The organism is Arthrobacter sp. CC3, assembly GCF_039907775.1.
GTDB lineage: Bacteria > Actinomycetota > Actinomycetes > Actinomycetales > Micrococcaceae > Arthrobacter.
On record NZ_JARCCY010000010.1, the window covers coordinates 94,796 to 119,494 of the forward strand.

The following is a 24,699-nucleotide window of genomic DNA, read 5'->3' on the forward strand; positions in this document are numbered from 1 at the left end:
GCCTTGCAGGTGGTTCTGCTTCGAAAACTGCCTAGTGCGCGGACTTGTCCCGGATATCCGTGATGATGCCGGAGAAGTCCCGGGCCGCCCCGCCTTCAGCCGCAAACGTATCGTAGATTTCCGAGGCCAGCGGGCCCATGCGCGCGGCCACTCCGGTGCTTTGCAGCGCGTTCAGGGCCAGCTTGAGGTCCTTGGCCATCAGCGCACCGGCGAATCCCGGCTGGTAGTCGCGGTTGGCGGGGCTGGTGGGCACCGGTCCCGGTACGGGGCAGTTGGTGGTCAGCGCCCAGCACTGCCCGGATGCGGCGGACGCAACGTCGAAGAGGGCCTGGTGCGTGAGCCCCAGCTTCTCGCCGAGCACAAACGCTTCGCTCACCGCGATCATGGAGACGCCCAGGATCAGGTTGTTGCAGACCTTCGCAGCCTGGCCTGCACCGTGGCCGCCGCAGTGGACCACGCGCTTGCCCATCACTTCCAGCAGGGGCCGCACGGCGTCGAAGTCCTCGGGGAGGGCGCCCACCATAAAGGTCAGGGTTCCGGCCTCGGCACCCACCACGCCGCCCGAGACGGGGGCGTCCACGGCCCGGTGGCCTGCGGCAACGGCGAGCGCCGACGCTTCGCGGGCTTCGTCCACGTTGATGGTGGAGCAGTCCAGGAACATGGTGTCCGGTCCGGCCACGTCCAGCAGGCCCGGCTGCCCGCCCGACCCGCGGTAGGCATCAAGGACATGCTGGCCGCTGGGGAACATGGTGAGCACCACATCCGCACCGGCGACCGCTTCGGCGGGCGTCGCCACGGTGGGAATTCCGTGTTCCCGGGCCGCGTCCAGCGCCGCGGGCACCACATCGAACCCAGCCACCGTATACCCGGCCTTGACCAGGTTGACGGCCATCGGCCCGCCCATGTGTCCCAGCCCGAGGAACGCGACGTGCCCTTTTCCTCCGGATTCTCCGGGTGCTGCTGTTTCAGGCGCTCCAGTTGTTTCAGGCATTGCGGGCCTCCTTTGATTGCAGGTTGAGCTCCCGGTCCCCCAGCGGCTCGAAGAACCTGGCGACGTCGGCGGCGGAGACCTCGTGCAGGCTGGCCGGTTTCCACTGCGGATTCCGGTCCTTGTCCACCACCTGGGCGCGGATGCCTTCGCGGAAGTCCGCGCCTGCCAGGAACCTCAGGCCAACGCGGTACTCCTCGGCGAGGACTTCCTCCAGGCTCAGGCCGCGCGCGCGGCGGAGCGATGCCAGCGCCACTTTCACGGACGTGGGCGACTTCGCCTCGATGGTGTCCGCCGCTTCAGCTGCCTCCCCGGCGGCGTCGCCGTCAAAATTGCGGAGCCGCCGGAGGATGTCCTCCGCATCGTCGCTGGCGTAGCAGGAGTCGATCCAGTCCCGCTGCCCGGCCAGCTCCGATACCGGCGGCGTCTCCGTGAAGCGTCCGACGGCGGCTTCCGCCGTTTCGGTCTCCAGCGCGGCCGCCAGCGCGGGAAGGTTCCCGGACGCCACAAAGTGGTCGGCCAGACCCAGGAACAGGGCATCCGCACCGCTCAGGTGGGCGCCCGTCAGGGCCGCATGGGTACCCGCCTCCCCCGGCGAGCGGGACAGCAGCAGGGTGCCGCCGACGTCGGGCACAAAGCCGATGGTGGTCTCCGGCATGCCGGTGCGTGTGCGTTCGGTGACCACACGTACGGACCCGTGCGCCGAGATCCCCACGCCGCCGCCCAGCACCAGGCCGTCCATGAAGGCCACATACGGCTTGGGGTACCCGGCGATCAGCGCGTTCAGCCGGTACTCGGTGCGCCAGAAGTCCGCGGTGGCGTCACCGCCTGCCAGTATGTCCTCGTAGATGGCCACGATGTCGCCGCCGGCACACAAGCCCCGTTCCCCGGCGCCGTGCACCAGAACGGTGGCCACGCCGTCGTCGTCCGCCCATGCCGTGAGCTGTTCCAGCATGGCGGCGGCCATGCCGGCGGTGAGCGCGTTCACCGCCCTGGGCCGGTTCAGCGTGATGACGCCGAGGCGGCCGCGCCGCTCAAACAGCACCTCGTCGGTGGGCGCCTCGTCGGGGCCTGTTGTGTTCGTACCGGCGGTAGGTCCTGCGCTCATCAGCTGCCTTCCGGCATCACGTAGCTGGCGCCCTGGCGGATGCCGGAGGGCCAGCGGGTGGTCACGGTCTTGGTCTTGGTGTAGAAACGGAACGCGTCGGCCCCGTGCTGGTTCAGGTCCCCGAAGCCGGAGGCCTTCCAGCCGCCGAACGTGTAGTAAGCGATGGGCACCGGGATGGGCACGTTGATGCCCACCATACCCACCTGCACGCGGCTGGCGAAGTCACGGGCGGCGTCGCCGTCGCGGGTGAAAATGGCCACACCGTTCCCGAACTCATGCTCGCTGCAGAGCCGGAGGGCCTCGTCGTAGTCTTCGGCGCGGAGGACGCTGAGGACCGGGCCGAAGATCTCCTCCTTGTAGATCTTCATGTCCTTGGTGACGTTGTCGAAGAGCGTGGGGCCCACCCAGAAGCCGCCGTCGTAGCCGTCCACGGTGAGGCCGCGGCCGTCCGTCACCAGGGTGGCGCCCTCGTCCACGCCGGACTGGATGTAGCCTTCGATCCGTTCCTTGGCGGACGCCGCCACCACCGGCCCGAAGTCCGAGTCCTTGTCCAGGCTGTGGCCCACGCGGAGGTGCTTGACCCGTTCCTCCAGCTTGGACACCAGGGCGTCGGCCGTTTCCTTGCCCACCGGGACGGCGACGGAGATCGCCATGCAGCGTTCGCCGGCGGAACCGTAGCCCGCGCCCATCAAGGCATCCACGGCCATGTCCAGGTCCGCATCCGGCATGATCACCATGTGGTTCTTCGCGCCGCCGAAGCACTGCGCACGTTTGCCGTGGGCTGCCGCCGTGGCGTAGATGTACTGCGCGATCGGGGTGGAGCCCACAAAGCCGATCGCCTTGACCCGCTCATCCTCGAGCAGGGTGTCCACCGCTTCCTTGTCCCCGTTGACCACGTTGAACACGCCGTCCGGGACTCCCGCTTCGGTGAAGAGTTCGGCCAGGCGCAGGGGAACTGAGGGGTCCCGCTCCGAGGGCTTGAGGATAAATGCGTTGCCTGCGGCCAGGGCCGGGCCGGACTTCCACAGCGGAATCATGGCGGGGAAATTGAACGGCGTAATGCCGGCCACCACGCCGAGCGGCTGGCGCAGCGAATGCACGTCGATGCCGGTCCCTGCGTTGTCCGAGAACTCTCCCTTGAGCAGGTGCGGGGCGCCGGCGGCGAATTCCACCACCTCGATGCCGCGCTGGATGTCCCCCTTGGCGTCCGGGAGGGTCTTGCCGTGTTCGGAGGAGAGCAGCGCGGCGAGTTCGTCGATGTTCTCGTTCACCAGGTCCACGAACTTCAGCAGGATCCGGCCGCGGCGCTGCGGATTCATGGCGCCCCACTCCACCTGGGCCTTCTCCGCGCTGGCGATGGCGTTCCGGACTTCATCGGCATTGGCCAGCGGCAGCCTGGCCTGGACCTGCCCGGTGCAGGGATCGTAGACGTCGCTGAAGCGCCCCGAAGTGCCTTCAACCCGTTGCCCCTCTATGTAATGGGAAAGCTCGCGAACCATGGCGGAATGCTCCTTTGCATGTGACCTACATCATCCTGAAGCTGAATATACTCGGACTTCCTACTAAATTCCAGACTGCCGGCGCCGCCTGCGGAGGTGCGCCCACCTGCCTGCCCACCGCCGTCGGGTGCTGCCCTCGGGTGTCCTCGGCGCCGCCGTCGTGACCTTCTTTGGCGCCCCGACTCCCGGTCCCGGCCGCGAAACGCCCGTGTCTGCGCGCTTTCCAGCCGAAATAGGGTCACGACGGCGGCAAACAGCTGGGCTGGACAGATGCCGGGGTCCCAAGTTCGGTAAGTTAGGGACTGTGAAGATTGCTACCTGGAATGTGAACTCCCTCCGTGCCCGCGCCGACCGAGTGGAGGCCTGGCTCGAGCGCAGCGACTGTGACGTGCTGGCCATCCAGGAAACCAAGTGCAAGGACGAGAATTTCCCCTGGGAACTCTTTGAGCGCATGGGCTACGAGGTGGCCCATTTCGGCGTGAGCCAGTGGAACGGCGTGGCCATCGTCTCGCGCGTTGGGCTTGAGGACGTGGAACGCTCCTTCCTGGACCAGCCCGTCTTCGGCAAAAACGGCAAGGACCCCGTCCAGGAGGCCCGCGCCATCGGTGCCACCTGCGGCGGCGTCCGCGTGTGGAGCCTCTACGTTCCCAACGGCCGCTCGCTCGACGACGAACACATGCCCTACAAGCTCAGCTGGCTGGACATGCTGAAAACCCACGCCCAGACCTGGGTGGCCGACAACCCCGAAGCGCAGATCGCCCTGATGGGCGACTGGAACATCGCACCGCAGGACGACGACGTCTGGGACATCGACTTTTTCCGCGCCAACGCCATGACCCACGTCAGCGAACCCGAGCGGGCCGCTTTCCACGCCTTCGAAGCCGCCGGCTTCAGCGACGTGGTCCGGCCGCACACTCCGGGGCCGGGCGTCTACACCTATTGGGACTACACGCAGCTCCGCTTCCCCAAGAAGGAGGGGATGCGGATCGACTTCGTCCTGGCCTCCCCCGCCCTCGCCGCCCGCGTGACCGGCGCCTCGATCGACCGCGAGGAACGCAAGGGCAAGGGCGCCTCGGACCACGCTCCGGTCATCGTGGAACTGGCCGACTGATGGGGCCGCGATGACGGGCAACATCTACCGGGGCCAGGCGGGCCTGCCTTTCTCCTCCGCGCTGCGGATCTACGAGCCGCTCACCGCTTTTCCGGAGGACCAGCGCGCCGCGCTTCGGGCGGCGGGTGCCAGGACGGCGTCCCGCGCGGCCGTGGAAAACGCTGAGCTGCAGGCGTCCCTCGGGCGGATCACCCGCCCCGGCGGCGACCCCTTCCCCACCGGGCGCACCGACCTGGTCCGGGTCTTTCCGGCTCCCCCGGAGCCCAAGCAGCCCATTACGCCGAAGTCTTCCGGCGCTCCGGATGCGTCCGGAACGTCCGACGCCGGTGGGCCGGGTGACGCTGCCAGCGGCACCGCCGCTGCAGGCGCCGATAGTGAAGAACAGGCTCTGCTGTACTGTCCCAGCCAGCTGGTGCTGCGGGCGGGACTGGCTGCGAACGCCCTTATGGAAGGTATCCACGGTCCGCTCGCTGAACTGCTGATTCCGGAAGAACAGCGCGACAAGCACCAGGAACGCATTGACCTGGTGAAAGCCCGCGAGGGCACCAGCCGCGTCCACACGCGGGCCTCCACCTGGGGTATCCCGTTCAGCTGGTTCTCGCTCTTCCAGGAATCCGATCCCCAGGATGTGGTGGAGTCGGACGGGCGGATCGTCACTGTCCGGGTATGGGCACCGATCGGTGCAGCGCTGGAACGCGTGCGTTACGCCGTGGCCAACCTGGCACTGGCGGCCCCCGACCTGGACATGCTGGACGACATGACCCAGCTGACCGAGTGGCTGGAACTCTTCCACCCCGGTTCCGTCGTGGAACTGGATTACGGTGCGGTGGCGGACAAGGTGTATCCGGATGAGTCACCCATGGATGTGCGTTTGGGCATCGAATGCCTGGCCGAGGGAGACATGACCGGAGCCGCGGCAGCCTACCGCCGGCTGGCCTCGCGGTGGATTCCCATCAGGCAGCTGGCGCGCGCGTCCTAAGCCTGGTCACGGGACGGGGGCGGCGCCGTCGTCCTCCTGATGATCAGCTGGTGGGGCGCAACCTGTGACTGGACTGCGCCAACGGTGCCGTCCAGTTCGTCCAGCAGCATCTTGGTCCCCAGTTCGGCCTGCTCGTCAGGCCGCTGCCTGACAGTGGTGAGCCCCATGGCGTCGGAGAAATCGTGATCGTCGATCCCGATGACAGACAGGTCCTCGGGTATCCGAACACCCATTTTGGTGGCTTCGAAAATGACCCCCATGGCCATCTCATCCGACGCGCAGAAAATGGCGGTGGGCTTCGGGCCGGGATCGGCCCACATCCTGGTGAACGCTTCCTGCCCGCTGCGGACCGTGAAGTCGCCCCACTCGTCCCATTCCGGGCGCACCGTCAGCCCGGACCCTGCCATGACGTCCTGGAACGCCTTGATGCGGACGCGGGGAACGTCGAAGTTGAGGTCGGTTTCGTCGTCGCCGTGCAGTAGCGCGATGTCCTTGTGGCCGAGGCTGATCAGGTGCCGGACGGCGGTGGATGCTGCGGCGTAGTCGTCAATGCCGATGTAGGGGCACTCCTCCACGTGCCCGCCGACCACCACCAGGGGAATGTCGATCTTCTGCAGGTGTTCAAGTTCCTCATGGGTCAACGCCATACAAAGTACCAGCAGGGCATCGATCTGCTTGTAGACCATGGTCTTGCTGAAGAGCCGCTCGCGGTTGCTGCCGTGGCCGCCCAGGTTGAACAACGAGAGGTTGTACTGGCGCGCATGCAGTTCCCGGTCCGCGCCCTCGATCGCCTTGGAGAAGAACCAGCGGCTGACGAACGGCGCCAGCACACCGATGGTTTTTGTCCGCCCGGTGGCCAGGCCGGACGCGGAGGAAGATGCCACGTAGCCCAAAGCGCCGGCCACCTGGAGAATTTTTTCCCGGGTGGCCGGCGAAACCCTGGGCAGTCCGCGGACTGCGCGCGAGACTGTCGCTGTGGAAACCCCGGCTGCTGCGGCGACGTCCTCAATGCTGACGCCGGAATGGCCGCCCCGTTGAGCCCTGTCTGTTGTGCGTGCCACGGTTTCCCCTTGCTAGCTGTTCGCAGATTCTTGCTACCTGGGTGTTCCTGCGGCAACAAGCCAGTCTATTCCGCTTCAGCTTTGAGCCTTTGATCAGCTCCTATTTCTTACGTGTAGCGGTCCTGGCCGGCAGGCGGCGGCGGAGCCGCACCATCCCGTACAGCGCCACTAGCGTGGCCAGCAGGCCCAGCGCCCAGCCGAGGGCCGGCTGGGCGGTCACCTCCATCCAGACGGTGACCGCCAGCAGGACCACGGCCCAGAAGCCGAGGAAGCCGATGATGATGTCGAAGTCCTCGCCGGAGCGGGCACGCTTGTGCTCATTGCGAACGAGCCCCTGGTTCTGTTCCTTGCCTGTTGCCGAACCTGTCACGTGAGGGATCACTTAACAGCGCCGGCGGTGAGGCCGGCAACAATCTTGCGCTGGAAGACCAGGACCAGGATCACCAGAGGAATGGTGACGATGGTTCCGGCGGCCATGATGGCCGTGTACGGAATCTGGTTTGGCTGCGCTCCGGCGAAGCTGGCAATTGCCACCGTCACCGGCTGGGTCGCGTCGCTGGACAGCTGGCTGGCAATCAGGAATTCATTCCAGGAGGAGATGAACGCCAGGATGGCCGTGGTGAAGATGGCCGGTGCCGCCAACGGCAGGATCACCTTCCGGAACGCCTGGCCCTGCGTGCAGCCGTCAACCCGTGCCGATTCCTCGAGTTCCCACGGCATTTCGCGGAAGAACGAGGTCATCGTGTAGACGGTCAGCGGCAGCACAAAGGAGATGTTCGGGATGATCAGCGCCTGGTAGGTACCCATCCAGCCGATGTTGGTGAAGAGCTGGAAAAGCGGGGTGATGAGGGCGACGCCCGGGAACATGGACGCCCCCAGGATGAAGCCCAGCACCAGGTACTTGAACCGGAAGTTCAGGCGGGCCAGGGCGTAGGCGGCGAAGACACCGATCAGCAGCGACACCAGCGTGACTACGACGCCGATGAAAATGCTGTTGAGCAGAGCCTGGCCGAACCTGTTGCCGAAGGACGTATCGAAGGCCGTATTGAAGTTATCCAGCGTGACATGGGTGGGCAGGATCGAGGTGTCGTAGGTGAAGCCCACCTCGCGGAAGGCAGTCACCACCATCCAGTAGGCCGGCGCAAGGCACCAGATCAGGACGACGACGGCGCTGATGTACGTACGTCCCTGCGCCCACTTCTCCCTGTTCTGGGCTGCCTTCCGGCCCCGGTCCTGCTGTGCCCTGAGGGCAGTGGTGGCTGTCCCGGCGCTCATTTCTTCCCCTTACCAGTGGCTCCGCTTTGCTCCACGACGTTCGCACCAAGGAAGCGCACAAAGATGAACGCAACCAGGAAGATGATGATGAACGTAATGGTGGACAATGCTGCCGCCGCGTTGAACCCTTGTCTGATTTGGTTGATCACCAGGATGGACAGCGTAGTGGTGTTGTTGGCACCGCCGGTAAGGATGTACGGGAGGTCGAACATCCGGAGTGCATCCAGCGTGCGGAACAGGACTGCCACCATCAGCGCCGGCTTGACCAGCGGAAGGGTGATCATCCGGAACCGCTGCCAGGTGGTCGCGCCGTCAACCTTGGCGGCCTCATAGACCTCCGCAGGAATCATCTGGAGGCCGGCAAGGATCAGCAGTGCCATGAACGGCGTGGTCTTCCAGACGTCTGCAATGATCACGGCCCACTTGGCCGGCCACTCACTGCCTGTCCACAGGATGGTGGTGTTGAACAGCTTGTTGGCGATGCCTTCGAAGGCGAAAATGAACAGCCAGAGCTTGGCGGTCACGGCGGTGGGAATGGCCCACGGAACCAGGACTGCTGCACGGACCAGGCTGCGTCCCCGGAACGTCCTGGCCATGATGAGGGCCATCCAGAAACCGAGGACGGTCTCCAGCGTCACGGTGACCACGGTGAAGAAGAACGTGGTGGCCGTGGCTGACCAGAACTGGGCACCGAGGGTTCCGGGCGGGCAGGCAACAGTGCCGCCACCAGGAGCGGAGCACTGCTGGGCCAGCCAGTTCACGTAGTTCTGGACGCCTGCCGGGCCGCCGGCTGTGAACAGCCCGGTGACCGGATCCAGGCCGGCGTCCTTCTGGAAGGACATCACGAGTGCGCTGATGATCGGGTAAACGATCACTACCGCCAGCGCGATGATGGTGGGGGCGAGGAGCCAGGAAGCCCACTTGCCCTGGCTGAGGATCTTGTTGTCCTCACCGACACCCTTGGGTCCGTGATGGATCGGGGTACCGCCCGACGCCGGTGACTTTACCGGCGTCGGGCCCAATTCGGTTGACATGAGTGGCTACTGTCCCGCGCTAGCGGACTCGATGGACTTCTGCATGTCAGACAGTGCGCTTTCCACGGTCTTCTCTCCCTTGATGGCGGAGTAGGCATTTTCCTGGATGGCCTTGGTAACCGCCGGGTAGAACGGCGATACCGGGCGCGGCACGGCGTTCTCGATGGAGGTCTTCAGGACCGGAAGGTACGGCAGCTTGGCGACGAGTTCCTTGTCCTCGTACAGGCTACCGAGCACGGGTGCCAGCGAACCCTGGGTGGCGAAGAACTTCTGCTGCTCTTCGGCCGTCAGGAACTTCACGAAGTCGAGGGCAGTGGCCTTGTTCTTGGAGTACACGCTCACAGCCGCGCTGTGACCACCAAGCGAGGAGGCACCGGGACCGTCCGCACCGGGCAGTGCGGTCATGCCCAGGACATCCTTGACCTTGGACGATGCTTCAGTGGTGGCCAGGTTGTACACGTAAGGCCAGTTGCGGTGGAAGAGAAGCTTGCCGTCCTGGAATGCCTGACGTCCTTCCTCTTCCTGGTAGGTGATGGCTTCCTTCGGGATGTTGCCGTCCGCGTAGGCCTTCGCCAGGTTCTCAAGGCCGGTCTTGGCTTCCGGAGTGTTCAGGCTCGGCTTGCCGTCCTTGTCCAGCACGGAACCGCCGAAGGAGTTGATCGCCTCGGACGCATTGACGGTGAGGCCTTCATACTTCTTGAACTGGCCCGCATAGCAGCCGATGTTGTTGGCCTTGGCGACGGAGCACATCTGCATCATCTCGTCCCAGGTCTTGGGCGGAGTGGGGACGAGGTCCTTGCGGTAGTAGAGGATGCCGCCATCGGAAGACACCGGTGCCGCGTAGAGAGTGCCCTTGTAGGAGCCCGCCTCAATGGTGGGCTCCAGCATCCCCTTGGTGTCTACCGCCATCTTGTCCTTCAGCGGCTGCAGCCAGCCCTTGGCGGCGAACTCGGCAGTCCACACAACGTCGACGCTGGCAACGTCGTAGTTCGGGTTCTTTGCCTGGTAATTCTGGACCAGGTCATCGTGCTGCTGGTCAGCGGCGTCGGTCTGCTCCTTGAACGTGACCTTCTCGTTCGGGTGCGCAGCGTTCCATTTCTCAATGAGGGGGCGGACAACGTTGCTGTTGTCCTTGCCCTGGACGTAGGTGATGGGGCCGCGGCCATCGAGGCCTTGTTCAGCGTCGCCGCCACCCCCGCCCGTGGTGCCGCCTCCGCCTCCGCAGGCGGAGAGCGTTAATGCTAGAACGCCGGCGGCAGCGGCCGGCAAAAGGAACTTAGGGGATTTCATAAAGGAGACTCCTCGCTGAGTGTCGAGCAAAATCGGCGGTGCGGTTGAAGTGGTGCCCATCACACTAGTAACGTTGCGGTGAGAAATGCAAGCGTTTACACCGAAGTTTATGGAAAGGATATCTGTGGCACACAGCCCAGTCCCGACAGGCGGTTCCTCGATTCCGACGTGGTGGGCCAGCGCCGTCGTGTACCAGGTCTACCCGCGGTCCTTTGCCGATGGCAACGGAGACGGGATGGGCGATCTGCTCGGTGTAACGGCGCATTTGGATTACTTGCAGCGGCTAGGCGTTGATGCCGTGTGGCTGTCCCCGTTCTACAAATCCCCGCAGGCCGATGCCGGCTATGACGTGGCGGATTACCGCCAGGTGGACCCGCTTTTCGGCACCCTGGCGGACTTCGACGGGATGTTGCAGAAAGCTCACCGGCTGGGCTTGAAGGTCATCGTTGACCTGGTCCCCAACCACACCTCGGACGAACACGTCTGGTTCCAGGCGGCACTCGCCGCGCCTCCGGGTTCACGCGAACGCGACAGGTACATGTTCCGGCAGGGCAGGGATTCCGTCCCCGACTCGGGCGACGGCGATCTGGCACCCAACAACTGGAAATCCATCTTCGGCGGACCGGCCTGGACACGCGTTACGGAGGCCGACGGCAAGCCCGGCCAGTGGTACCTGCACCTTTTCGACACCAAGCAGCCGGACCTGAACTGGGACAACACCGAGGTCCAGGAGGAAATGCGCTCGGTGCTGCGGTTCTGGCTGGACCGCGGCGTGGACGGCTTCCGTGTGGACGTGGCCCACGGCATGGTCAAGGAGGCGGGCCTGCCGGACTGGGAGGGCTCCGCGGCGATGGTGGAAGGAGCCAGCGAACTGCCGGGCGAGGCCCACGGCGGCCATACCGAGGCCGAAGAGCCACACCGCGCCCACGCTGCCGCTGCCGCCGCCGCCCCTGATGCAGCAGCCGCCGCCACAGCCGCCGCTGACGCAGCAGCCGGCAACGAGCACCAAGTCGTTTCGCCGCTTTACCCGCCGTCGCCCTTCTTTGACCAGGACGGCGTGCACGACATCTACCGCGACTGGAACCGGGTGCTGGCGGAATACGACGGCGACCGCATGATGGTGGCCGAGGCATGGGTGGAACCGGCGGAGCGGCTGGCACGGTACGTCCGGCCTGATGAAATGCAGCAGGCGTTCAACTTCGACTTCCTGCTGGCCGGCTGGGATGCGGAGCGGACGGCCGCGGCCGTTGAGGATTCGCTGCGGGCTGCCGCCACGGTGGGTGCCACGACAACCTGGGTCCTCAGCAACCACGACACGGTCCGGCACACCACCCGCTTCGGCCTGAAGGACCCCACCACGTTCCCGAAGGGCATCTCTGCCGAGGACGAACAGCCCGACGCCGGGCTGGGCCTCGCGCGCGCCCGGGCTGCCACCATGGTTTCACTCGCCCTCCCCGGCTCGGCGTACCTCTACCAAGGGGAGGAACTGGGCCTGCCGGAACACACGACAGTGCCCGCCGAGGCCCGCCAGGACCCTACCTTCTTCCGAACCGACGGCGTAGAGCGGGGGCGCGACGGCTGCCGTGTGCCGCTCCCGTGGAAGGCTGCCGAGCCAGGCTACGGTTTCGCGTCCGGGTTCACCGGCAGCGCGCCGGCCGCCCCCTGGCTGCCCCAGCCGGAATCCTTCCGTGAGCTGGCCGCGGACGTGCAGGACGGCGTCGACGGTTCCACCCTGGAGCTGTACCGTGCCGCGCTGGCACTCCGCAAGGAACACCGGCTGGGCGCAGGAAGCTTCCGCTGGGCCGCCACGCACGCCCCCGCGGAGGGCGTGCTCGCCTTCGAGAACCGGGACGTCCTGGTGGTCGCCAACATGGGCATCGCGGCAGCCGCGCTGCCGGACGGCTACCGGATTGCCCTTGCCAGCAGTCCGGAGGCCGTGGCGGGAGCCCGGGCTGAACCCGGGGCGGGGCCGGGAGGCGCGCGGAAGCTTGCGCCGAACTCGGCCGCCTACCTCGTGGCGATCTAGCTGGGGCGATCTAGCTGGAAGTGATCTAGCTCGCGGGGCTAGCGGACGCGTTCCGCGCGGCTGAACCGGGAGCGGGCGCCGGTGCCGATGTGGATCAGCACCGGGACGCGCTTGCCGACGACGGCGTCGAGCGCCTCCACGAGGGCCGACACATCGGCGGCGAGGAGGTGCGGGGCCACGCCCTGCCTGGGCTGCAGCCGGATCTTCAGCGCGGGCTCGCCCCGGACCTCGTAGGTGGCCACGGTTGCTCCGGCCAGGTCCTGCCGTTCGGCCAACGCGGCCCGCAGCGCCTGCTCGGCAACGCCGCCGCCGATCCGCACATTGCCGGGGAGGCCCTCGGCGTCGTCCTCGGCAAGGATAAGGCTGGAGCGGCCTTTGCCCTGCTGGGCCACCCAGGCGACCATCAAGGCAATGACCACTGCGAGCAGCAGCGCAGGGACCGCCCAGAGCCAGCTCTCCTGGCGGCCGGGAATGCTGGTGCGCTGCAAGAGCTGGCTCATTCCGTTCCACACGCCGGCGGACCACTGCTGCCACCATGATGCCGCCGCGGGGACGGCGGCCAGCACAACCAGCAAGAGTCCGACGGCGAGCAGTTTCAGTCCGAGGATTCCGATCAGGATCCTGTTCAGCGTCCTGGGGGTGTTGTTCATGCCCCGATCACTCCTGACGTAGCCACATTGACGCGCACTTCGGGCATCGGTTCCGGAGCCATGTCCCGCAGCTCGTCGAGCACGGCTGCCAGGACGGCGTTTTCGCTGACCGGCACCCCGGAGGTGGGCCGCACGTTGACTACCACCTGACGCTGGGACACCACCACCATCACCTGTTCCTGCGTGACGTTTGCTGCCAGCCGGGCGCGGCGGGCCAGGGCGGAGGCGATCACTTCATCGTCGGCCACCACTCCGGCGCGGCGGTCCGGAAGCAGGTGCCGGGCGCGGCGGCCGGGCAGCACTGCGTTGAGGAAGAAGAACAGACCCGCCATGGCTGTCACGGCACCGATGGCGCCGAGCAGCAGCGGGGGTATGCCCTGCGGGAGCGCGATGATGCGTTCCGCGGCGGTCTGCGGATCGATGAGCCACGGCGGCTGCCCGATCGCACGGACTCCGGCTTCGAGGAGGCCGTAGCCGCACAGGATGATCACCAGGACAGCAGCGATTCCGGCCACCCCTGCACGGGATGAGCGTGTTTCGCGGTCCAGGATCCGGCGCATGCCGGCGCCCCGGGGATCCGGGGTACTGCTGGCGGAGACTGCGCCGGATTCGCCGTTCCCTGCTGCGTGGCTGCCTTTTGAGCGGACGTCGGTGCCATTGTTCACTGGACCCGTCCCCCTTCGCTGATGGCGGCGCCGCTGATGCGGATGTCCACCCGGCTCAGCTGCGCCCCGCTAAGCTCCGCAACGCGGTGCAGGACCACGGATCTGGCTGCGACTGCGCGGTCCCGGATGGATCCGCCGAAGCCGGCGACGCGGCCGGGGTCGCGCAGCACCGTGGTGAGCGGCGGAATCCTGATCGGGAGGACCAGCGAGAGGGCCAGCAGGCCGTCGTCGTCGGACCAGTCCGCCCGGACGTCGTGTGCCGGGACGCCCAGCGCCTCAGCGGCGGCTGCCCGGGCAAGGCTGGTGAGCGCCTGGGTGCTGATGCGGTTGTGACCGGCCATCACGGACCCGCCGGTCACGGTTCCGGCCGCGCTGCTCATGAGGACGAGCGCCGGCCGGTGATGGCGTCGAACACGCTGCGCAGGTCAAGTTTCCCTTCCGCGGCACGGCCAAAGAGGGCTCCTATCCCCATGAAAAGCAGCGAGACCAGGAAACCCCAGACGCCGAACTGGAAAGACATAAAGGCCACGAAGGCGCCCACTGCAATTCCCACCACGGTCAGGTTCACTGGATGGCCTCCCTTTCGGTCCGGGCTTCCACGGGCAGTCCGGGCTTTGCCGGCCCCGCCACGTAGACGTCATTGATCTCCACGTTTACCTCGATGACCTGCAGGCCCACGAACTCTTCGACGGCGGCATACACGGCCGCGCGGACCTGGTTTGCCAGCGAGTGCAGCGGCGTCCCGTAAACGGCCACGAGGTTGATGTCCACTGCCACCTGCGTCTCGCCGACCTCTGCGTGGACGCCGGCGGCGTGGTCCGAGCTGCCGACGGCGTCCCGGATGGCCCCCAGGGCGCGGGACGGACCGGTGCCGAGCGAATAAACCCCCGGAACGGCCCGGGCGGCGATGCCTGCGACCTTGGCAACGGCCGTTTCGGAAATGACGGTACGTCCGGTGCCGGCCGTCAGGGCAACGGCTGGATCAGCGTGGGCCCCCGGCGCGGGATGTGGGTTCTGGTATTCCATCAGGCACTCCCCTTCTCTTGAACACCACCCTATCCCTTGGCCGCGACAAGCGGCCGGACGCCGGTGAAAATCGCCAGGCCGGAATCCGCTATTTGCAGTTGGCGGCGAGCCAGCCGGTAACAGGGGCCATGGCGGCTTCGAACTTTCCGCTGGAGTACACCGTCTGGTCACTCAGCCCGGCCACGGCCACCTCATTGAGGTGGGCGAAATCGGCCTTGAGCTCGTCCGGAACGCGTTCGGCAGTGTCGCTGAGTTCCGCTTTGAGCTGTTCCAGTTCCGCGGTCTTGCCCTGCGCGGCCGAAAGCGGGAACAGCGAGGCGCCGGTGGCCTGCTGGGAGATGGTGGTGCACGCCTCCGCCGCTGAGGCAAAGTCCCCGTACGGCCCGGAGCTTTTGGTGGGGGTCGGGGCCGCCGTTGCCGCGGCGGTCGCGGCAGCGGACGACGATGGCGCGCTGCCGGCTTCGGGCGCGGAGCATGCGGTGGGCGCCAGTGCGGCGAGGAGGGCGGCTGCGGTCAGAGGGCTTGAGAGGTTGTTCAAGAGTCACTTTTCTGATCGAGATTGTGCCGCCCGTTCCGTTTCCGGCTTTAGGCGGCGATGGCGTTCTGTCCCCGGCGTGCGAGCCTAGCCCGGGTGGCCTCCGGGATCCCAAGCGGCGGGCGGAAGGTCAGTACCTATATATGGGCTATGAGGGCGCAAAAGCAGCAGGGGCGCCCGGATGAGTTCCGGACGCCCCTGCTGCTACTGCTAATGTTGGGTCCCCCGTGCGGGTTACTTGTAGAGCCCCTCGCCGCCAACCTTGACGTTCGTGGGCAGGTAACCGAACGGACCGAGGCCGTTCTTGCCGAAGGTACGGTCTACCTGGGACACGCCGTCACGGAAGTTGATCTTCACGGTGGGCGAGAGCGAGCCGCCGCGAACGCCGTTCACGTTGTCAATGAAGGACTGCACCAGGCCACCCGGCTGCACGTAGTGCGAGTAGGCCTGGAACTGACGGCCGTTCTGGCTCGGAGTGGGTGCCTCCGGGGACTCGGACGGAAGGTTCAGGTCTGTGGGCGAGCCCAGGGCCAGTCCGCTGTTGTTCATCGGCTGGTAGTCGGAGCGGATGCCGTCACCGACGAAGCCGTAGACGCCGTCGGGGCCGCGCATGCCGGCCGCATAGGTGAACTGGTGGCTGATGGTGAACAGGTAGTACTTGTTCTTGCCGCCTTCATTCTGGATGAAGATCTGCGGACGCTCGGTCTGGTCGTTGACGCAGTTGGCCGAGAGGACCGGCGGCAGGAAGGACCATTTGGTCAGGTCCTTGTTGTCTGCCACGGCCAGCCCCACGTTGGCGGTCTGGTAGTAGGCGCCGCTGCTGTTGACCTCATTGAGGCTCTCGGCGTTCGGGTCGCCGGCCTTGTAGCCCAGGTCCTCGGGCTGGCACTCGTATTCGCCCCGTTTGCCGCCGGTGTTGCCTTCGAAAACCATGAAGGTCTTGCCCGGGTGGGCGGGGTCGGCGAACGTGTACGGGTCGCGGAAGGCGAAGCCCGGGTTCTGTGCCTTGTTCTGGTACATCTTGCCGTCCGGTTCCAGCAGCTTGGTGTGCTTGAACCCGTCGAAGGTGACGCCGTTCTTGTCGGCGTGGATGTTGCCGAGTGCCTTGGCGATGGCAGCGTCCGGGGCGATGCCGCCGCCGCCCGCGTTGCGCTCGGCAACGTCGTAGAACGTGGTGGCCGTGTAGAACACGTTGACCTGGTTGCCCTGCATCAGGCGGGTGGAACCGGACCATTCGGTGTTGCCGATGGAGGTGTTGTCCAGGAACAGGTGTCCGCCGTAGTTCCACTTGTCCTTGGCCGGGTCGGCGTTGGTCTTGCGGAAGAAGTAGCCGATCCGGGCGTTCCAGTGGCGCTGGTCGAAGCCGTAGCCGGCGTTCCGGTCAGCCACGAGGGAGAAGATGACGTCATAGCCCTTGTAGCTGATCTGGTTCGCATTTTCGTCGGTGAGGGACCAGGTGTCCCAGACCCAGACGTCGTCGTTCATGGCGGGGAAATCCTCGGGGATTTCCGGCATAGTGACATCCGGGCTCATGGAGTTCTGGCCGGGCGTGACGGTGGAGTCGCTCTGCGCCATGATCTGCTTGGCATCGGCGCGGGTCCACTTTGAGGTGAACTGCGCCGCCGGGTCGTAAGCCTTCTGGCTGTGATCGGTGGGCAGCGGGAAACCGGGCGTGGGCGCCGGCATCTGCTGGGTGGCGGGCGGGTCCGAGGGTTCGTTGGCCTGGGCCGAGGGAACCGCAAGGAAGGCGGAAGCCGCCACGGCCGTTGCCAGTGCTGCGGCGGCAGGGCGCCACCGCAGCATCCGGCGTGTTTTGGGGTGCTTGTGCATTTATTGCTCTTCTCGCGGAGTTGAGACCATTCGTGGAAGACGGGCGTCTGCCCTCATTCCCCGAAACTCCGGCGTTCCCGACGACACGGCAGGCGTCATCGAGGACGCCTTTGTGTCGAGGGGGACGGGGCTTGGGTAGGGCCCCGGAAGGCGCTTCGGAAAGGAACCCTTTCCTGCGCCGGTCTCTACGCTGGCACGCATCAGCAGGCTTATCAAACCGTGTTTCGAGCGGCTAAAAACCGAGTTTCGCTCCATTTGTGCAAGCGCTTACATTGCCCACTGCGCGCGCGTGCCACATCCATTTTTTCGAGTCAAATGTTGCGCCATAAATCAGATTTAGTGTGAAAAGTCACCCGCTGGCCACCCGCAATTCACCTGCGCGCGGCGGTCGGACCGGGTTCAACCGGAGCCTGTCACCAGCACATCCTGATACGCTGCCCGGCCGTCGAACACGTTCAGTCCCACCTTTCCGAAGGTCAGGGAAGCGTCATCGACGGCGAGGATTTCGGCGCCGTCGAGCTTTATTGTCAGCCGCTCCCCCGACGCCCCAGACTCCAGCCGGTACCTGACGCCGTGGCTCAGCAGGAGCGGGACGCTCGCCAGGACGCCGGTGGCGGGCTTGAAGAGGCCGTCCTGCAGCTTCCCACGTCACATCACCGGGGGCTGCGGGCGGCCTGATCCTCACGACGCGCAAATCGCCTGGCGACGCGCAAATTGCCTGGCGCACCCGATATATGGGGGTCGCAGGACGTTTTGCGCGTCGCAGGGACATTTGCGCGTCGAACCGCACGGGCGCACCCAGGGGCGAACGGGCGGGCTGGCGCGGCGGGCGGGCGCGGCGGGCGGGCGCGCGCGGGCGGGCTGGCTCAACGCGCCGGCCTGGCCCGGCATTCCTAAGCTTGTCCGCGGATCCAAACCTTCAGGGTCAGGATCTACGGACAAGCACCGGATACTCCACGGGCGTTAAAGAAGAAAAGCACCAGTTCCGAAGAACTGATGCTTCCCAGTGGTGGCTCCGACCGGCGTCGATCCGGTGACCTTTCGATTTTCAGTCGAACGCTCTACCAACTGAGCTACAGAGCCTAGGTGACATGTCACCTTGATGGCCGGAATTTCTTCTGGCAATCAGAGCGACCCTGACGGGACTTGAACCCGCGACCTCCGCCGTGACAGGGCGGCGCGCTAACCAACTGCGCTACAGGGCCTTGCTTGTTTCTTGCTTCACAGTATCTCTACTGCTTTTTTCAAGGCTTCCAGCCTACCAGACTTTTTCATCCGGTTTGACCACTTCCTTGCGTACCCCCAACGGGATTCGAACCCGTGCCGCCGCCGTGAAAGGGCGGTGTCCTAGGCCGCTAGACGATGGGGGCCTGAACTCAATCCGGCTCATTCAGGGCAAAAATAAAGGGCCGAAGCCTTTCTTTTCCGCCCTTTCGAGTTGCTCCGAACTGGACTATAAAAGTGTAGGGCAGACCTTGGGAATATCCAAAATCGGCACCCCGCGGTTGGAAAGTCGAGGCAGAATTCGGTGCCGGGCGGGTGCAAGATGGACTGATGGATGCCGTTGATGCCCTCAATGAGATCGCCTTCTGGCTGGAACGCGAACTGGCCCCCACGTTCAAGGTCCAGGCCTTCCGGAAAGCAGCCGGCATCATCGGCGGCCTGGATCCGGCCGAAGTTGCGGCCCGTGCCCGCACCGGCAGGCTGAAAAGCATGAAGGGCATCGGGGACAGGACTTTCGAAGTGATCCGGCAGGCAGTCGACGGCGGCGTCCCCGACTATCTGGAAGGCCTTCGCGAACGGGGGCAGCAGCCACTCGCGGCCGGTGGCACCGAACTGCACTCGGCACTCCGCGGGGACCTGCACAGCCACAGCGACTGGTCCGACGGCGGGTCCCCGATCGAACTGATGGCGGACGCCGCGCGCACCCTTGGCCGGGAGTACCTCGCCCTGACGGACCACTCCCCCAGCCTCAAGATCGCCAACGGCCTCAGCGCCGAACGCCTCACCGAACAGCTCGACATTGTGGCGGACATAAACAACGACGACGGCGGCGGCAACTTCCGCCTGCTCGCCGGCATAGAGGTGGACATCCTGGAGGACGGGACCCTGGACCAGTCCCCGGACATGCTGGACCGGCTGGACGTCGTGGTAGCGAGCGTCCACTCGAAACTTCGTTCCGACAGGCGCACCATGACCGCCAGAATGCTGGGCGCCATCAGCGATCCGCAGATAAATGTCCTCGGCCACTGCACCGGCCGGCTGCTCCAGGGGGCCCGGGGAACACGGCCCCAGTCCGAGTTCGACGCCGAGCGGGTGTTCGCAGCGTGCGCCGAGCGGGGTGTCGCCGTCGAAATCAATTCCCGGCCCGAGCGGCAGGATCCGCCGGACGAACTGATCCGGCTGGCCCTCGATGCCGGCTGCCTCTTCAGCATCGACAGTGATGCGCACGCGCCGGGCCAGTTGGATTTCCTGCAGTACGGTGCCGAGCGTGCCGCTTCGAACGGCGTGCCCGCCGAACGGATCGTCACCACCTGGCCGCTGGACCGGCTGCTGGAGTGGACCGGCCGGGGAAAGTAGCACGCCGCCGAGGTCCGGGGCCCTGGCGGAAACTCCTCAGCCCCGGGCCGACTCCGGACACTCCGGCCGCCACGGTGTGGGCCGGGGCAGCCAGCGCGGAACGTTCCGGCGGTACTCCTCGTAGTCGGCACCGAATTTCCGGGCCAGGACCGGCTCCTCGTACAACCTGACGAACGCCACCACCGGAATGGCACCGACGGCCAGGGCTGCGTAGAGCACTGGCTGGCCCAGCAGGAGTCCCTGCCCGGCAACGGCAGCGGCAATGGCCACGTACATCGGATTCCGCACGTACCGGTAAAGTCCACCCACCACCAGGTGCTTGGGCGGGGCAAACGGTGCGGGTGTGCCGAGGCCCTCCACGGCGAAGTGCACAAAGGAGTTCGCGATCACCGCCGCCCCTGCACCAATCAACAGGGCGCCGCCGACCTGCGCAGGCACACCGCCGGGGACGGGCGCCGCAACCTCCCAGCGGGTCAGGAGCCATGGAACCACGCCGGCCACAGTCGCAGGGGCGACGGCGAAGGCCGCTGTGCCGATCGCGGCGCGCCTTCTGTCACGGGCCGAGGCGGCGGATGCTTTCATACCAGCAAGCGTGAACCCGCGGTGTTCAGCGGACAAGGGCCGACCGGCCCTCCCGCCCTTCCGGCGGCCCGGGGGCAGGGGAACGACCTTCCGAGGCAGGGGAACGGACCGAATTCAGGCGACCAGCAGGATGGCCATGGTCACCATGACGACGGCGATGACGGCATCGAGAACGCGCCAGGCGCTCCGGCGGCGGAACACCGGAGCAAGGAACCGCGCGCCAACGCCCAGAGCGGTGAACCAGGCGACGCTGGCCAGCCCCGCGCCGGCCGCAAACCACCATCGGCCGTCCGGTCCGTGCGTGCTGGCGATTGACCCGAGGAGCAGCACGGTGTCCAGATACACATGCGGGTTCAGCCAGGTGAAAGCCAGGCCGGTTCCCAGGACCGCGGCCCAGCCGGCGGACTGCCCCGTCCCGAGCTGTCCGAGTGCCTGCCCGCGGACGGCGCGCCAGGCGGCGAAGGCGCCATAGGCCGCCAGGAAGGCAGCACCGGCCCAGCGCACCACCTCCAGTACCGCCGGAGCCTGTTCGATCACGACGCCGATGCCCGCTACTCCCAGCACGATCAGCACCAGGTCCGAGAGGGCGCAGACGGCGATGACCAGGGCGACATGCGAGCGCTGGAGGCCCTGGCGGAGGACGAACGCATTTTGGGCGCCGATGGCGACGATGAGCGAGAGGCCGCTGGCCAGGCCTGAGAGAACGGGGAGGATCACCCTTACAACGGTAGGAGGAACCCCAGCATGAAACCAGTTAAACATTCTGCTGATAGATAAGATGAGCTAATGATAGACATCCAGCCGGACCAGGCCCGGACGCTGGCGGCCATCGTCGCGAAAGGCAGCTTTGATGCCGCCGCAAGCCATCTGTCGGTTACCTCCTCCGCCGTCAGCCAGCGCATCCGCGCCCTCGAGGTGGCCGTCGGCCGTCCTGTGCTGAGAAGGACCAGGCCGATCGAACTCACCGAGTCAGGCCAGGCCGTGGTGCGGTTCGCCCGGCAGCTGGAGATGCTCTCGGCGGATCTCGCCGATGAACTGCAGCCGGGAGCCACCAATCCGGACACCCGCCTCACCCTTGTGATCAACAGCGACTCGCTGCACACGTGGGCGATGGCCGGGCTGGCTGCGGTGGCCGGGACGGTCCAGCTGGAAATCCTGCGCGAGGACCAGGAATATTCGCTGGAGCTCCTTCGCAGCGGCGCGGCGGCAGCGGCCATCACGGCCACCGCCAAAGCCGCCCCGGGGTGCACATCCCGCCGGCTCGGCGTCATGCGCTACCTGCCCGTCTGCACGCCGGCCTTTGCCGAGCAGTGGTTCGACGGCGGGGCCGCGTTCGACGGCGCGGCGGCGGCGGAGGCACTGGCGAAGGCGCCGGTCATCATCTTCGACCGCAAGGACGACCTGCAGGACCGCTACCTGCGGCGCTTCAGCCGGAAACCCCTTGAGCCGCGGCGCCACTACGTGCCCGCAGCACACGAGTTCGGCGAGGCCATCCGGCTGGGCATGGGGTGGGGCCTCCTTCCCGAAATTGAAATCGGCGACGACCTGGACCGGCGAACACTGCAGACCCTGGCCGCAAAGTCCTTTGTGGACGTCCCGCTCCACTGGCAGCAGTGGCGGTACGGATCGGCTGTGCTGGACGGCGTCGCGTCTGCCATCCAGGACGCGGCGCGCGTCCTGAGGTGAAGCCCGGCGAAAGCACCCTGCCGGTAACAGGGCAATTTTGGCAGGATCTCGACTAGACGTGACCGATTTCCGCCAGCCCCGCCGCCGCGGCGGGGGCTAGATTGGCAGCATGGCTGCAACCGCCGCAACCGGCTCCACTCCGTCCGCAGGCCCCCACGAAGGGTCCCCGCACGCTGCCCCCGCATCCGCCCCGCAACCCCAGACGCAACCCCAGACGCCAGGCAATCCCCCCGCCGCCGGCCCCTCGCCGAAGCAGGCGCCAGTCAACAAACTGGGCGTCGCCGCCGTCGTTATCACGGTGGTCCTCTGGGCCTCCGCCTTCGTGGGCATCCGCGCCGTGGGCCCAAGCTTCTCCCCCGGTTCCCTGACCCTGGGACGGCTGGCGATTGCCGCCGTCGTCCTCGGTGCGGTGGTGCTGCCGAAGCTGCGGATGCTGCCGAAGGGGCGGGAATGGTGGCCCATCCTCGCGTACGGCGTGATGTGGTTCGGCGGTTACAACGTGGCCCTCAACGCCGCCGAGCACCTGCTGGACGCCGGCACCGCGGCCCTGCTGATCAACGTCAACCCCATCCTGGTGGCCGTGATGGCCGGCATTCTCCTCAAGGAAGGCTTTCCGCGCTGGCTGATCATCGGCAGCCTGATAGCGTTCGCCGGCGTCGCGGTGATCGCGCTCAGTTCGGGCCAGCGTTCGACGGCGGATGTGGCCGGCGTGCTGCTCTGCCTCCTTGCCGCTGTGCTCGCCGCCGTCAGCGTGATTGTCCAGAAGCCGGTGCTGCGGAAGTTCCCGGCGGCCCAGGCCACCTGGTTCGGCATCATGGTGGGTGCCGTCTGCTGCCTGCCGTTCACCGGCCAGCTGGTGGCCGAACTGCAGCAGGCCCCGCTGCCGGCCACCCTCGGACTGGTTTATCTGGGGATCTTCCCGACGGCGATTGCGTTCACCACGTGGGCGTATGCGCTGTCCCTCATCGACGCCGGGAAACTGGCAGCCACCACCTATCTGGTGCCCGGCACCACCATTCTCATCTCGTGGCTGGTGCTCGGCGAAGTGCCCACCGTGTGGGGCCTGGTGGGCGGCGTGATCTGCCTGGTGGGAGTGGCGCTGACCCGGCGCAGGTCCCGCTAGAGTCTTGGTATGCCCGCCAACCTGCCGCCCGGCCTGCCGATCGTCCCGGACGGGGCGGACAACGATGCACCGTTTCCCATGACCGATGAGGACTTCGAATCGGCCGTCAGCGACGCGCTGGAGCGCATCCCGCCGGAAGTGGCCAAGGCCATGGACAACGTGGCCGTCTTCATCGAGGACGACTACGTCCCGCAGCCGGGCGAGGACCCGGACACAGTGTTGCTGGGTCTTTACGAAGGCGTGCCGCTGACCGAGCGTGATGCGTGGTGGGGTGCGGGGTCGCTACCGGACCGCATCACCATCTACCGCCAGCCCATCCTGGAAATCTGCGCGTCCCGGGAAGAGGTGATCCAGGAGGTGGCCATTACCGTGACACATGAGGTTGCCCACCACTTCGGCATCAGCGATGAACGGCTGCACGAACTCGGCTGGGACTAGCTAGCCTTGTAGGCATGGGACACGACCACAGCCACTCGCACGGCCTCTCAGCCACTGGCACTGCCAAGCACCGCAAGCGCCTGATCGCCGTCCTCAGCATTACCCTGGCCGTGGTCCTGATCCAGGTCGTCGGCGCCGTAATCTCCGGATCCCTGGCCCTGCTGGCCGATGCCGGCCACATGCTGTCCGATGCCGCCGGTGTGTTCATCGCCCTCCTGGCCGCGTGGATCGCCACCCGGCCCGCCAGCGACCAGCGGACCTACGGGTACCAGCGCGCCGAAGTCCTCGCGGCCCTGGCCAACGCGCTGGTGCTGATTGTGATCTCCGTGGTGATCTTCACCGAAGCCATCCGGCGGATCGGTTCGGCCCCCGAAGTCCAGACCGACGTGATGCTCTGGGCCGCTGTCCTCGGGGCCGTGGCCAACCTGGTGTCGCTGCTGATCCTGCGCGGCGCCCAGAAGGAGAGCCTCAATGTGCGCGGCGCCTACCTCGAGGTGCTGGGGGACCTGCTGGGTTCGTTCGCCGTCATTGCCGCTGCCGTGGTGATCAAGGTGACGGGCTTCCAGGCGGCGGACACCATTGCCTCGATCGTCATTGCCCTGATGATCCTGCCCCGGGCGTGGCACCTGCTCCGCGACGTGGTGGATGTGCTGCTGGAAGCGACCCCGAAGGGCGTTGAAGTCCAGATGATCCGTGAGCACATCCTGTCCGTGCAGGGAGTTGTGTCCGTGCACGACATCCACATCTGGACCATCACCTCAGGTGTCCCGGTCTTCTCCGCCCACGTGGTGGTGGAGGACGCCGTACTGAGCGCCCGCGGGGCCGACCAGGTGCTGGACAAGCTCGCCACCTGCCTGGGCTCGCACTTCGACACCGAGCACTGCACATTCCAGCTGGAGCCGGAGAGCCACTCCGAGCACGAGTCCCACCAGCACGCCTGAGGTGGTTTGAGCTTTTCTGTAGCGCCCGCACGGGACCGCAGAAATGGAGTGGCGACTACTCGTTTCGCCCCTTCCCCGACACGCCGCCCCACAATGCGACGGAATCACACTGTTGTTGTTTATGTTATTGATGTGACCAGTGTTGCCAAAGTTGCAACCGGCCACGTAGCCTCGGGAGTGCTGGCACTCTGCAGCGGGGCATTTCCCTGTGAAAATCACGGATGACATTGAATTCCTCGCGCGCTCCAGCCTGACTGTTGCGAGGTTACTTG

The 24,699-nt window shown here is 66.3% G+C and carries 25 protein-coding genes and 3 tRNA genes; 8 read left to right on the forward strand and 20 right to left on the reverse strand.

Features of this window, described 5'->3' with window-relative positions; genetic code table 11:
- Window positions 1-31: 31 nt before the first annotated feature.
- From mmsB to PV761_RS08355, 3 genes are read right to left on the reverse strand one after another with little or no spacing between them, the layout of a single operon-like run.
- Window positions 32-991: a 3-hydroxyisobutyrate dehydrogenase gene (mmsB, locus tag PV761_RS08345; RefSeq protein WP_347895841.1), complete on the reverse strand. Its 960-nt coding sequence runs from the start codon at window positions 989-991 to the stop codon at window positions 32-34.
- Complete coding sequence (locus tag PV761_RS08350; RefSeq protein WP_347895843.1) at window positions 984-2,096, reverse strand: enoyl-CoA hydratase/isomerase family protein; 1,113 nt, start codon at window positions 2,094-2,096, stop codon at window positions 984-986. The genes mmsB and PV761_RS08350 overlap by 8 nt, the downstream gene beginning before the upstream one ends.
- A complete protein-coding gene (locus tag PV761_RS08355) occupies window positions 2,096-3,595 on the reverse strand; it encodes a CoA-acylating methylmalonate-semialdehyde dehydrogenase (RefSeq protein WP_347895845.1) in 1,500 nt (499 codons plus the stop codon). Before PV761_RS08355 ends, PV761_RS08350 begins: the two co-directional genes overlap by 1 nt.
- Before the next feature lie 304 nt (window positions 3,596-3,899).
- Between PV761_RS08355 and PV761_RS08360 the strand changes: the two genes are divergently transcribed.
- Together PV761_RS08360 and PV761_RS08365 are read left to right on the forward strand one after the other, a co-directional pair.
- The gene (locus tag PV761_RS08360) at window positions 3,900-4,706 is read left to right on the forward strand and encodes an exodeoxyribonuclease III (protein WP_028272916.1); all 807 of its coding nucleotides are present in this window, start codon (window positions 3,900-3,902) and stop codon (window positions 4,704-4,706) included.
- A gap of 10 nt (window positions 4,707-4,716) precedes the next feature.
- Complete coding sequence (locus PV761_RS08365) at window positions 4,717-5,685, forward strand: hypothetical protein (RefSeq protein ID WP_347895847.1); 969 nt, start codon at window positions 4,717-4,719, stop codon at window positions 5,683-5,685.
- On the opposite strand, the gene PV761_RS08370 is transcribed toward PV761_RS08365, so the two are convergent.
- From PV761_RS08370 to PV761_RS08390, 5 genes are all read right to left on the reverse strand, one after another.
- Window positions 5,682-6,746 (reverse strand): LacI family DNA-binding transcriptional regulator, encoded by a 1,065-nt coding sequence (locus PV761_RS08370; protein WP_347895849.1) that lies wholly within the window; start codon window positions 6,744-6,746, stop codon window positions 5,682-5,684. The genes PV761_RS08365 and PV761_RS08370 overlap by 4 nt on opposite strands.
- A gap of 100 nt (window positions 6,747-6,846) precedes the next feature.
- Window positions 6,847-7,116: a hypothetical protein gene (locus PV761_RS08375; protein ID WP_028272913.1), complete on the reverse strand. Its 270-nt coding sequence runs from the start codon at window positions 7,114-7,116 to the stop codon at window positions 6,847-6,849.
- Between the two features lie 8 nt (window positions 7,117-7,124).
- Window positions 7,125-8,021: a carbohydrate ABC transporter permease gene (locus PV761_RS08380; protein ID WP_028272912.1), complete on the reverse strand. Its 897-nt coding sequence runs from the start codon at window positions 8,019-8,021 to the stop codon at window positions 7,125-7,127.
- Complete coding sequence (locus tag PV761_RS08385; protein ID WP_028272911.1) at window positions 8,018-9,055, reverse strand: sugar ABC transporter permease; 1,038 nt, start codon at window positions 9,053-9,055, stop codon at window positions 8,018-8,020. The genes PV761_RS08380 and PV761_RS08385 overlap by 4 nt, the downstream gene beginning before the upstream one ends.
- Before the next feature lie 6 nt (window positions 9,056-9,061).
- Window positions 9,062-10,345, reverse strand: a complete 1,284-nt coding sequence (locus PV761_RS08390) for an ABC transporter substrate-binding protein (RefSeq protein ID WP_028272910.1) — start codon at window positions 10,343-10,345, stop codon at window positions 9,062-9,064.
- Window positions 10,346-10,454: 109 nt separating this feature from the next.
- Here PV761_RS08390 and PV761_RS08395 point away from each other — a divergent pair, with 109 nt between their 5' ends.
- On the forward strand, window positions 10,455-12,371 hold the full coding sequence (locus PV761_RS08395) for a glycoside hydrolase family 13 protein (RefSeq protein ID WP_347895852.1): 1,917 nt from the start codon (window positions 10,455-10,457) through the stop codon (window positions 12,369-12,371).
- Window positions 12,372-12,409: 38 nt separating this feature from the next.
- On the opposite strand, the gene PV761_RS08400 is transcribed toward PV761_RS08395, so the two are convergent.
- The 10 genes from PV761_RS08400 to PV761_RS08445 all read right to left on the reverse strand — a co-directional run bounded on the left by PV761_RS08400 (window position 12,410) and on the right by PV761_RS08445 (window position 18,447).
- The gene (locus PV761_RS08400) at window positions 12,410-13,021 is read right to left on the reverse strand and encodes a hypothetical protein (RefSeq protein ID WP_347895854.1); all 612 of its coding nucleotides are present in this window, start codon (window positions 13,019-13,021) and stop codon (window positions 12,410-12,412) included.
- Window positions 13,018-13,581, reverse strand: a complete 564-nt coding sequence (locus PV761_RS08405) for a hypothetical protein (protein ID WP_231511435.1) — start codon at window positions 13,579-13,581, stop codon at window positions 13,018-13,020. Before PV761_RS08405 ends, PV761_RS08400 begins: the two co-directional genes overlap by 4 nt.
- Window positions 13,582-13,682: 101 nt before the next feature.
- Complete coding sequence (locus PV761_RS08410) at window positions 13,683-14,066, reverse strand: hypothetical protein (protein WP_028272906.1); 384 nt, start codon at window positions 14,064-14,066, stop codon at window positions 13,683-13,685.
- Window positions 14,063-14,254, reverse strand: a complete 192-nt coding sequence (locus PV761_RS08415; RefSeq protein ID WP_028272905.1) for a hypothetical protein — start codon at window positions 14,252-14,254, stop codon at window positions 14,063-14,065. The genes PV761_RS08410 and PV761_RS08415 overlap by 4 nt, the downstream gene beginning before the upstream one ends.
- The gene (locus PV761_RS08420; protein WP_347895857.1) at window positions 14,251-14,712 is read right to left on the reverse strand and encodes an Asp23/Gls24 family envelope stress response protein; all 462 of its coding nucleotides are present in this window, start codon (window positions 14,710-14,712) and stop codon (window positions 14,251-14,253) included. Before PV761_RS08420 ends, PV761_RS08415 begins: the two co-directional genes overlap by 4 nt.
- Before the next feature lie 88 nt (window positions 14,713-14,800).
- Window positions 14,801-15,250 (reverse strand): hypothetical protein, encoded by a 450-nt coding sequence (locus PV761_RS08425; RefSeq protein ID WP_347895859.1) that lies wholly within the window; start codon window positions 15,248-15,250, stop codon window positions 14,801-14,803.
- A gap of 231 nt (window positions 15,251-15,481) precedes the next feature.
- Window positions 15,482-17,077, reverse strand: a complete 1,596-nt coding sequence (locus tag PV761_RS08430) for a glycoside hydrolase family 68 protein (RefSeq protein ID WP_347895861.1) — start codon at window positions 17,075-17,077, stop codon at window positions 15,482-15,484.
- A 1,007-nt stretch (window positions 17,078-18,084) separates the two neighbouring features.
- Window positions 18,085-18,160 (reverse strand) — tRNA-Phe (locus tag PV761_RS08435).
- A gap of 48 nt (window positions 18,161-18,208) precedes the next feature.
- A tRNA-Asp gene (locus tag PV761_RS08440) sits at window positions 18,209-18,282 on the reverse strand.
- 92 nt (window positions 18,283-18,374) lie between these two features.
- Window positions 18,375-18,447 (reverse strand) — tRNA-Glu (locus PV761_RS08445).
- Window positions 18,448-18,631: 184 nt separating this feature from the next.
- Between PV761_RS08445 and PV761_RS08450 the strand changes: the two genes are divergently transcribed.
- Window positions 18,632-19,657 carry a PHP domain-containing protein gene (locus tag PV761_RS08450; RefSeq protein WP_347895863.1) on the forward strand — a complete coding sequence of 342 codons (1,026 nt, stop codon included), beginning with the start codon at window positions 18,632-18,634 and terminating at the stop codon, window positions 19,655-19,657.
- 36 nt (window positions 19,658-19,693) lie between these two features.
- Here PV761_RS08450 and PV761_RS08455 read toward each other — a convergent pair whose 3' ends face one another.
- On the reverse strand, window positions 19,694-20,239 hold the full coding sequence (locus PV761_RS08455; protein ID WP_347895865.1) for an isoprenylcysteine carboxylmethyltransferase family protein: 546 nt from the start codon (window positions 20,237-20,239) through the stop codon (window positions 19,694-19,696).
- Window positions 20,240-20,353: 114 nt separating this feature from the next.
- Window positions 20,354-21,001: a LysE/ArgO family amino acid transporter gene (locus tag PV761_RS08460; protein ID WP_081819044.1), complete on the reverse strand. Its 648-nt coding sequence runs from the start codon at window positions 20,999-21,001 to the stop codon at window positions 20,354-20,356.
- A 24-nt stretch (window positions 21,002-21,025) separates the two neighbouring features.
- Between PV761_RS08460 and PV761_RS08465 the strand changes: the two genes are divergently transcribed.
- The 4 genes from PV761_RS08465 to PV761_RS08480 all read left to right on the forward strand — a co-directional run bounded on the left by PV761_RS08465 (window position 21,026) and on the right by PV761_RS08480 (window position 24,427).
- Window positions 21,026-21,925, forward strand: coding sequence for an ArgP/LysG family DNA-binding transcriptional regulator (locus PV761_RS08465; protein WP_347895867.1), 900 nt, complete (start codon window positions 21,026-21,028; stop codon window positions 21,923-21,925).
- Between the two features lie 109 nt (window positions 21,926-22,034).
- Window positions 22,035-23,048 (forward strand): DMT family transporter, encoded by a 1,014-nt coding sequence (locus PV761_RS08470; RefSeq protein ID WP_347895869.1) that lies wholly within the window; start codon window positions 22,035-22,037, stop codon window positions 23,046-23,048.
- A gap of 9 nt (window positions 23,049-23,057) precedes the next feature.
- Window positions 23,058-23,486, forward strand: coding sequence for a metallopeptidase family protein (locus tag PV761_RS08475; RefSeq protein ID WP_347895871.1), 429 nt, complete (start codon window positions 23,058-23,060; stop codon window positions 23,484-23,486).
- A gap of 14 nt (window positions 23,487-23,500) precedes the next feature.
- Window positions 23,501-24,427, forward strand: a complete 927-nt coding sequence (locus PV761_RS08480) for a cation diffusion facilitator family transporter (protein ID WP_347895873.1) — start codon at window positions 23,501-23,503, stop codon at window positions 24,425-24,427.
- Window positions 24,428-24,699: the final 272 nt, after the last annotated feature.

What these genes read in the sequence shown, in the direction of transcription:
- mmsB (WP_347895841.1), bottom strand. Translation starts at nt 991, where the DNA reads ATGCCTGAAACAACTGGAGCGCCTGAAACAGCAGCACCCGGAGAATCC.
- PV761_RS08350 (WP_347895843.1), bottom strand. Translation starts at nt 2,096, where the DNA reads ATGAGCGCAGGACCTACCGCCGGTACGAACACAACAGGCCCCGACGAG.
- PV761_RS08355 (WP_347895845.1), bottom strand. Translation starts at nt 3,595, where the DNA reads ATGGTTCGCGAGCTTTCCCATTACATAGAGGGGCAACGGGTTGAAGGC.
- PV761_RS08365 (WP_347895847.1), top strand. Translation starts at nt 4,717, where the DNA reads ATGACGGGCAACATCTACCGGGGCCAGGCGGGCCTGCCTTTCTCCTCC.
- PV761_RS08380 (WP_028272912.1), bottom strand. Translation starts at nt 8,021, where the DNA reads ATGAGCGCCGGGACAGCCACCACTGCCCTCAGGGCACAGCAGGACCGG.
- PV761_RS08385 (WP_028272911.1), bottom strand. Translation starts at nt 9,055, where the DNA reads ATGTCAACCGAATTGGGCCCGACGCCGGTAAAGTCACCGGCGTCGGGC.
- PV761_RS08390 (WP_028272910.1), bottom strand. Translation starts at nt 10,345, where the DNA reads ATGAAATCCCCTAAGTTCCTTTTGCCGGCCGCTGCCGCCGGCGTTCTA.
- PV761_RS08395 (WP_347895852.1), top strand. Translation starts at nt 10,455, where the DNA reads ATGGAAAGGATATCTGTGGCACACAGCCCAGTCCCGACAGGCGGTTCC.
- PV761_RS08400 (WP_347895854.1), bottom strand. Translation starts at nt 13,021, where the DNA reads ATGAACAACACCCCCAGGACGCTGAACAGGATCCTGATCGGAATCCTC.
- PV761_RS08405 (WP_231511435.1), bottom strand. Translation starts at nt 13,581, where the DNA reads ATGCGCCGGATCCTGGACCGCGAAACACGCTCATCCCGTGCAGGGGTG.
- PV761_RS08410 (WP_028272906.1), bottom strand. Translation starts at nt 14,066, where the DNA reads ATGAGCAGCGCGGCCGGAACCGTGACCGGCGGGTCCGTGATGGCCGGT.
- PV761_RS08420 (WP_347895857.1), bottom strand. Translation starts at nt 14,712, where the DNA reads ATGGAATACCAGAACCCACATCCCGCGCCGGGGGCCCACGCTGATCCA.
- PV761_RS08430 (WP_347895861.1), bottom strand. Translation starts at nt 17,077, where the DNA reads ATGCACAAGCACCCCAAAACACGCCGGATGCTGCGGTGGCGCCCTGCC.
- PV761_RS08450 (WP_347895863.1), top strand. Translation starts at nt 18,632, where the DNA reads ATGGATGCCGTTGATGCCCTCAATGAGATCGCCTTCTGGCTGGAACGC.
- PV761_RS08455 (WP_347895865.1), bottom strand. Translation starts at nt 20,239, where the DNA reads ATGAAAGCATCCGCCGCCTCGGCCCGTGACAGAAGGCGCGCCGCGATC.
- PV761_RS08460 (WP_081819044.1), bottom strand. Translation starts at nt 21,001, where the DNA reads ATGTTTAACTGGTTTCATGCTGGGGTTCCTCCTACCGTTGTAAGGGTG.
- PV761_RS08465 (WP_347895867.1), top strand. Translation starts at nt 21,026, where the DNA reads ATGATAGACATCCAGCCGGACCAGGCCCGGACGCTGGCGGCCATCGTC.
- PV761_RS08470 (WP_347895869.1), top strand. Translation starts at nt 22,035, where the DNA reads ATGGCTGCAACCGCCGCAACCGGCTCCACTCCGTCCGCAGGCCCCCAC.
- PV761_RS08475 (WP_347895871.1), top strand. Translation starts at nt 23,058, where the DNA reads ATGCCCGCCAACCTGCCGCCCGGCCTGCCGATCGTCCCGGACGGGGCG.
- PV761_RS08480 (WP_347895873.1), top strand. Translation starts at nt 23,501, where the DNA reads ATGGGACACGACCACAGCCACTCGCACGGCCTCTCAGCCACTGGCACT.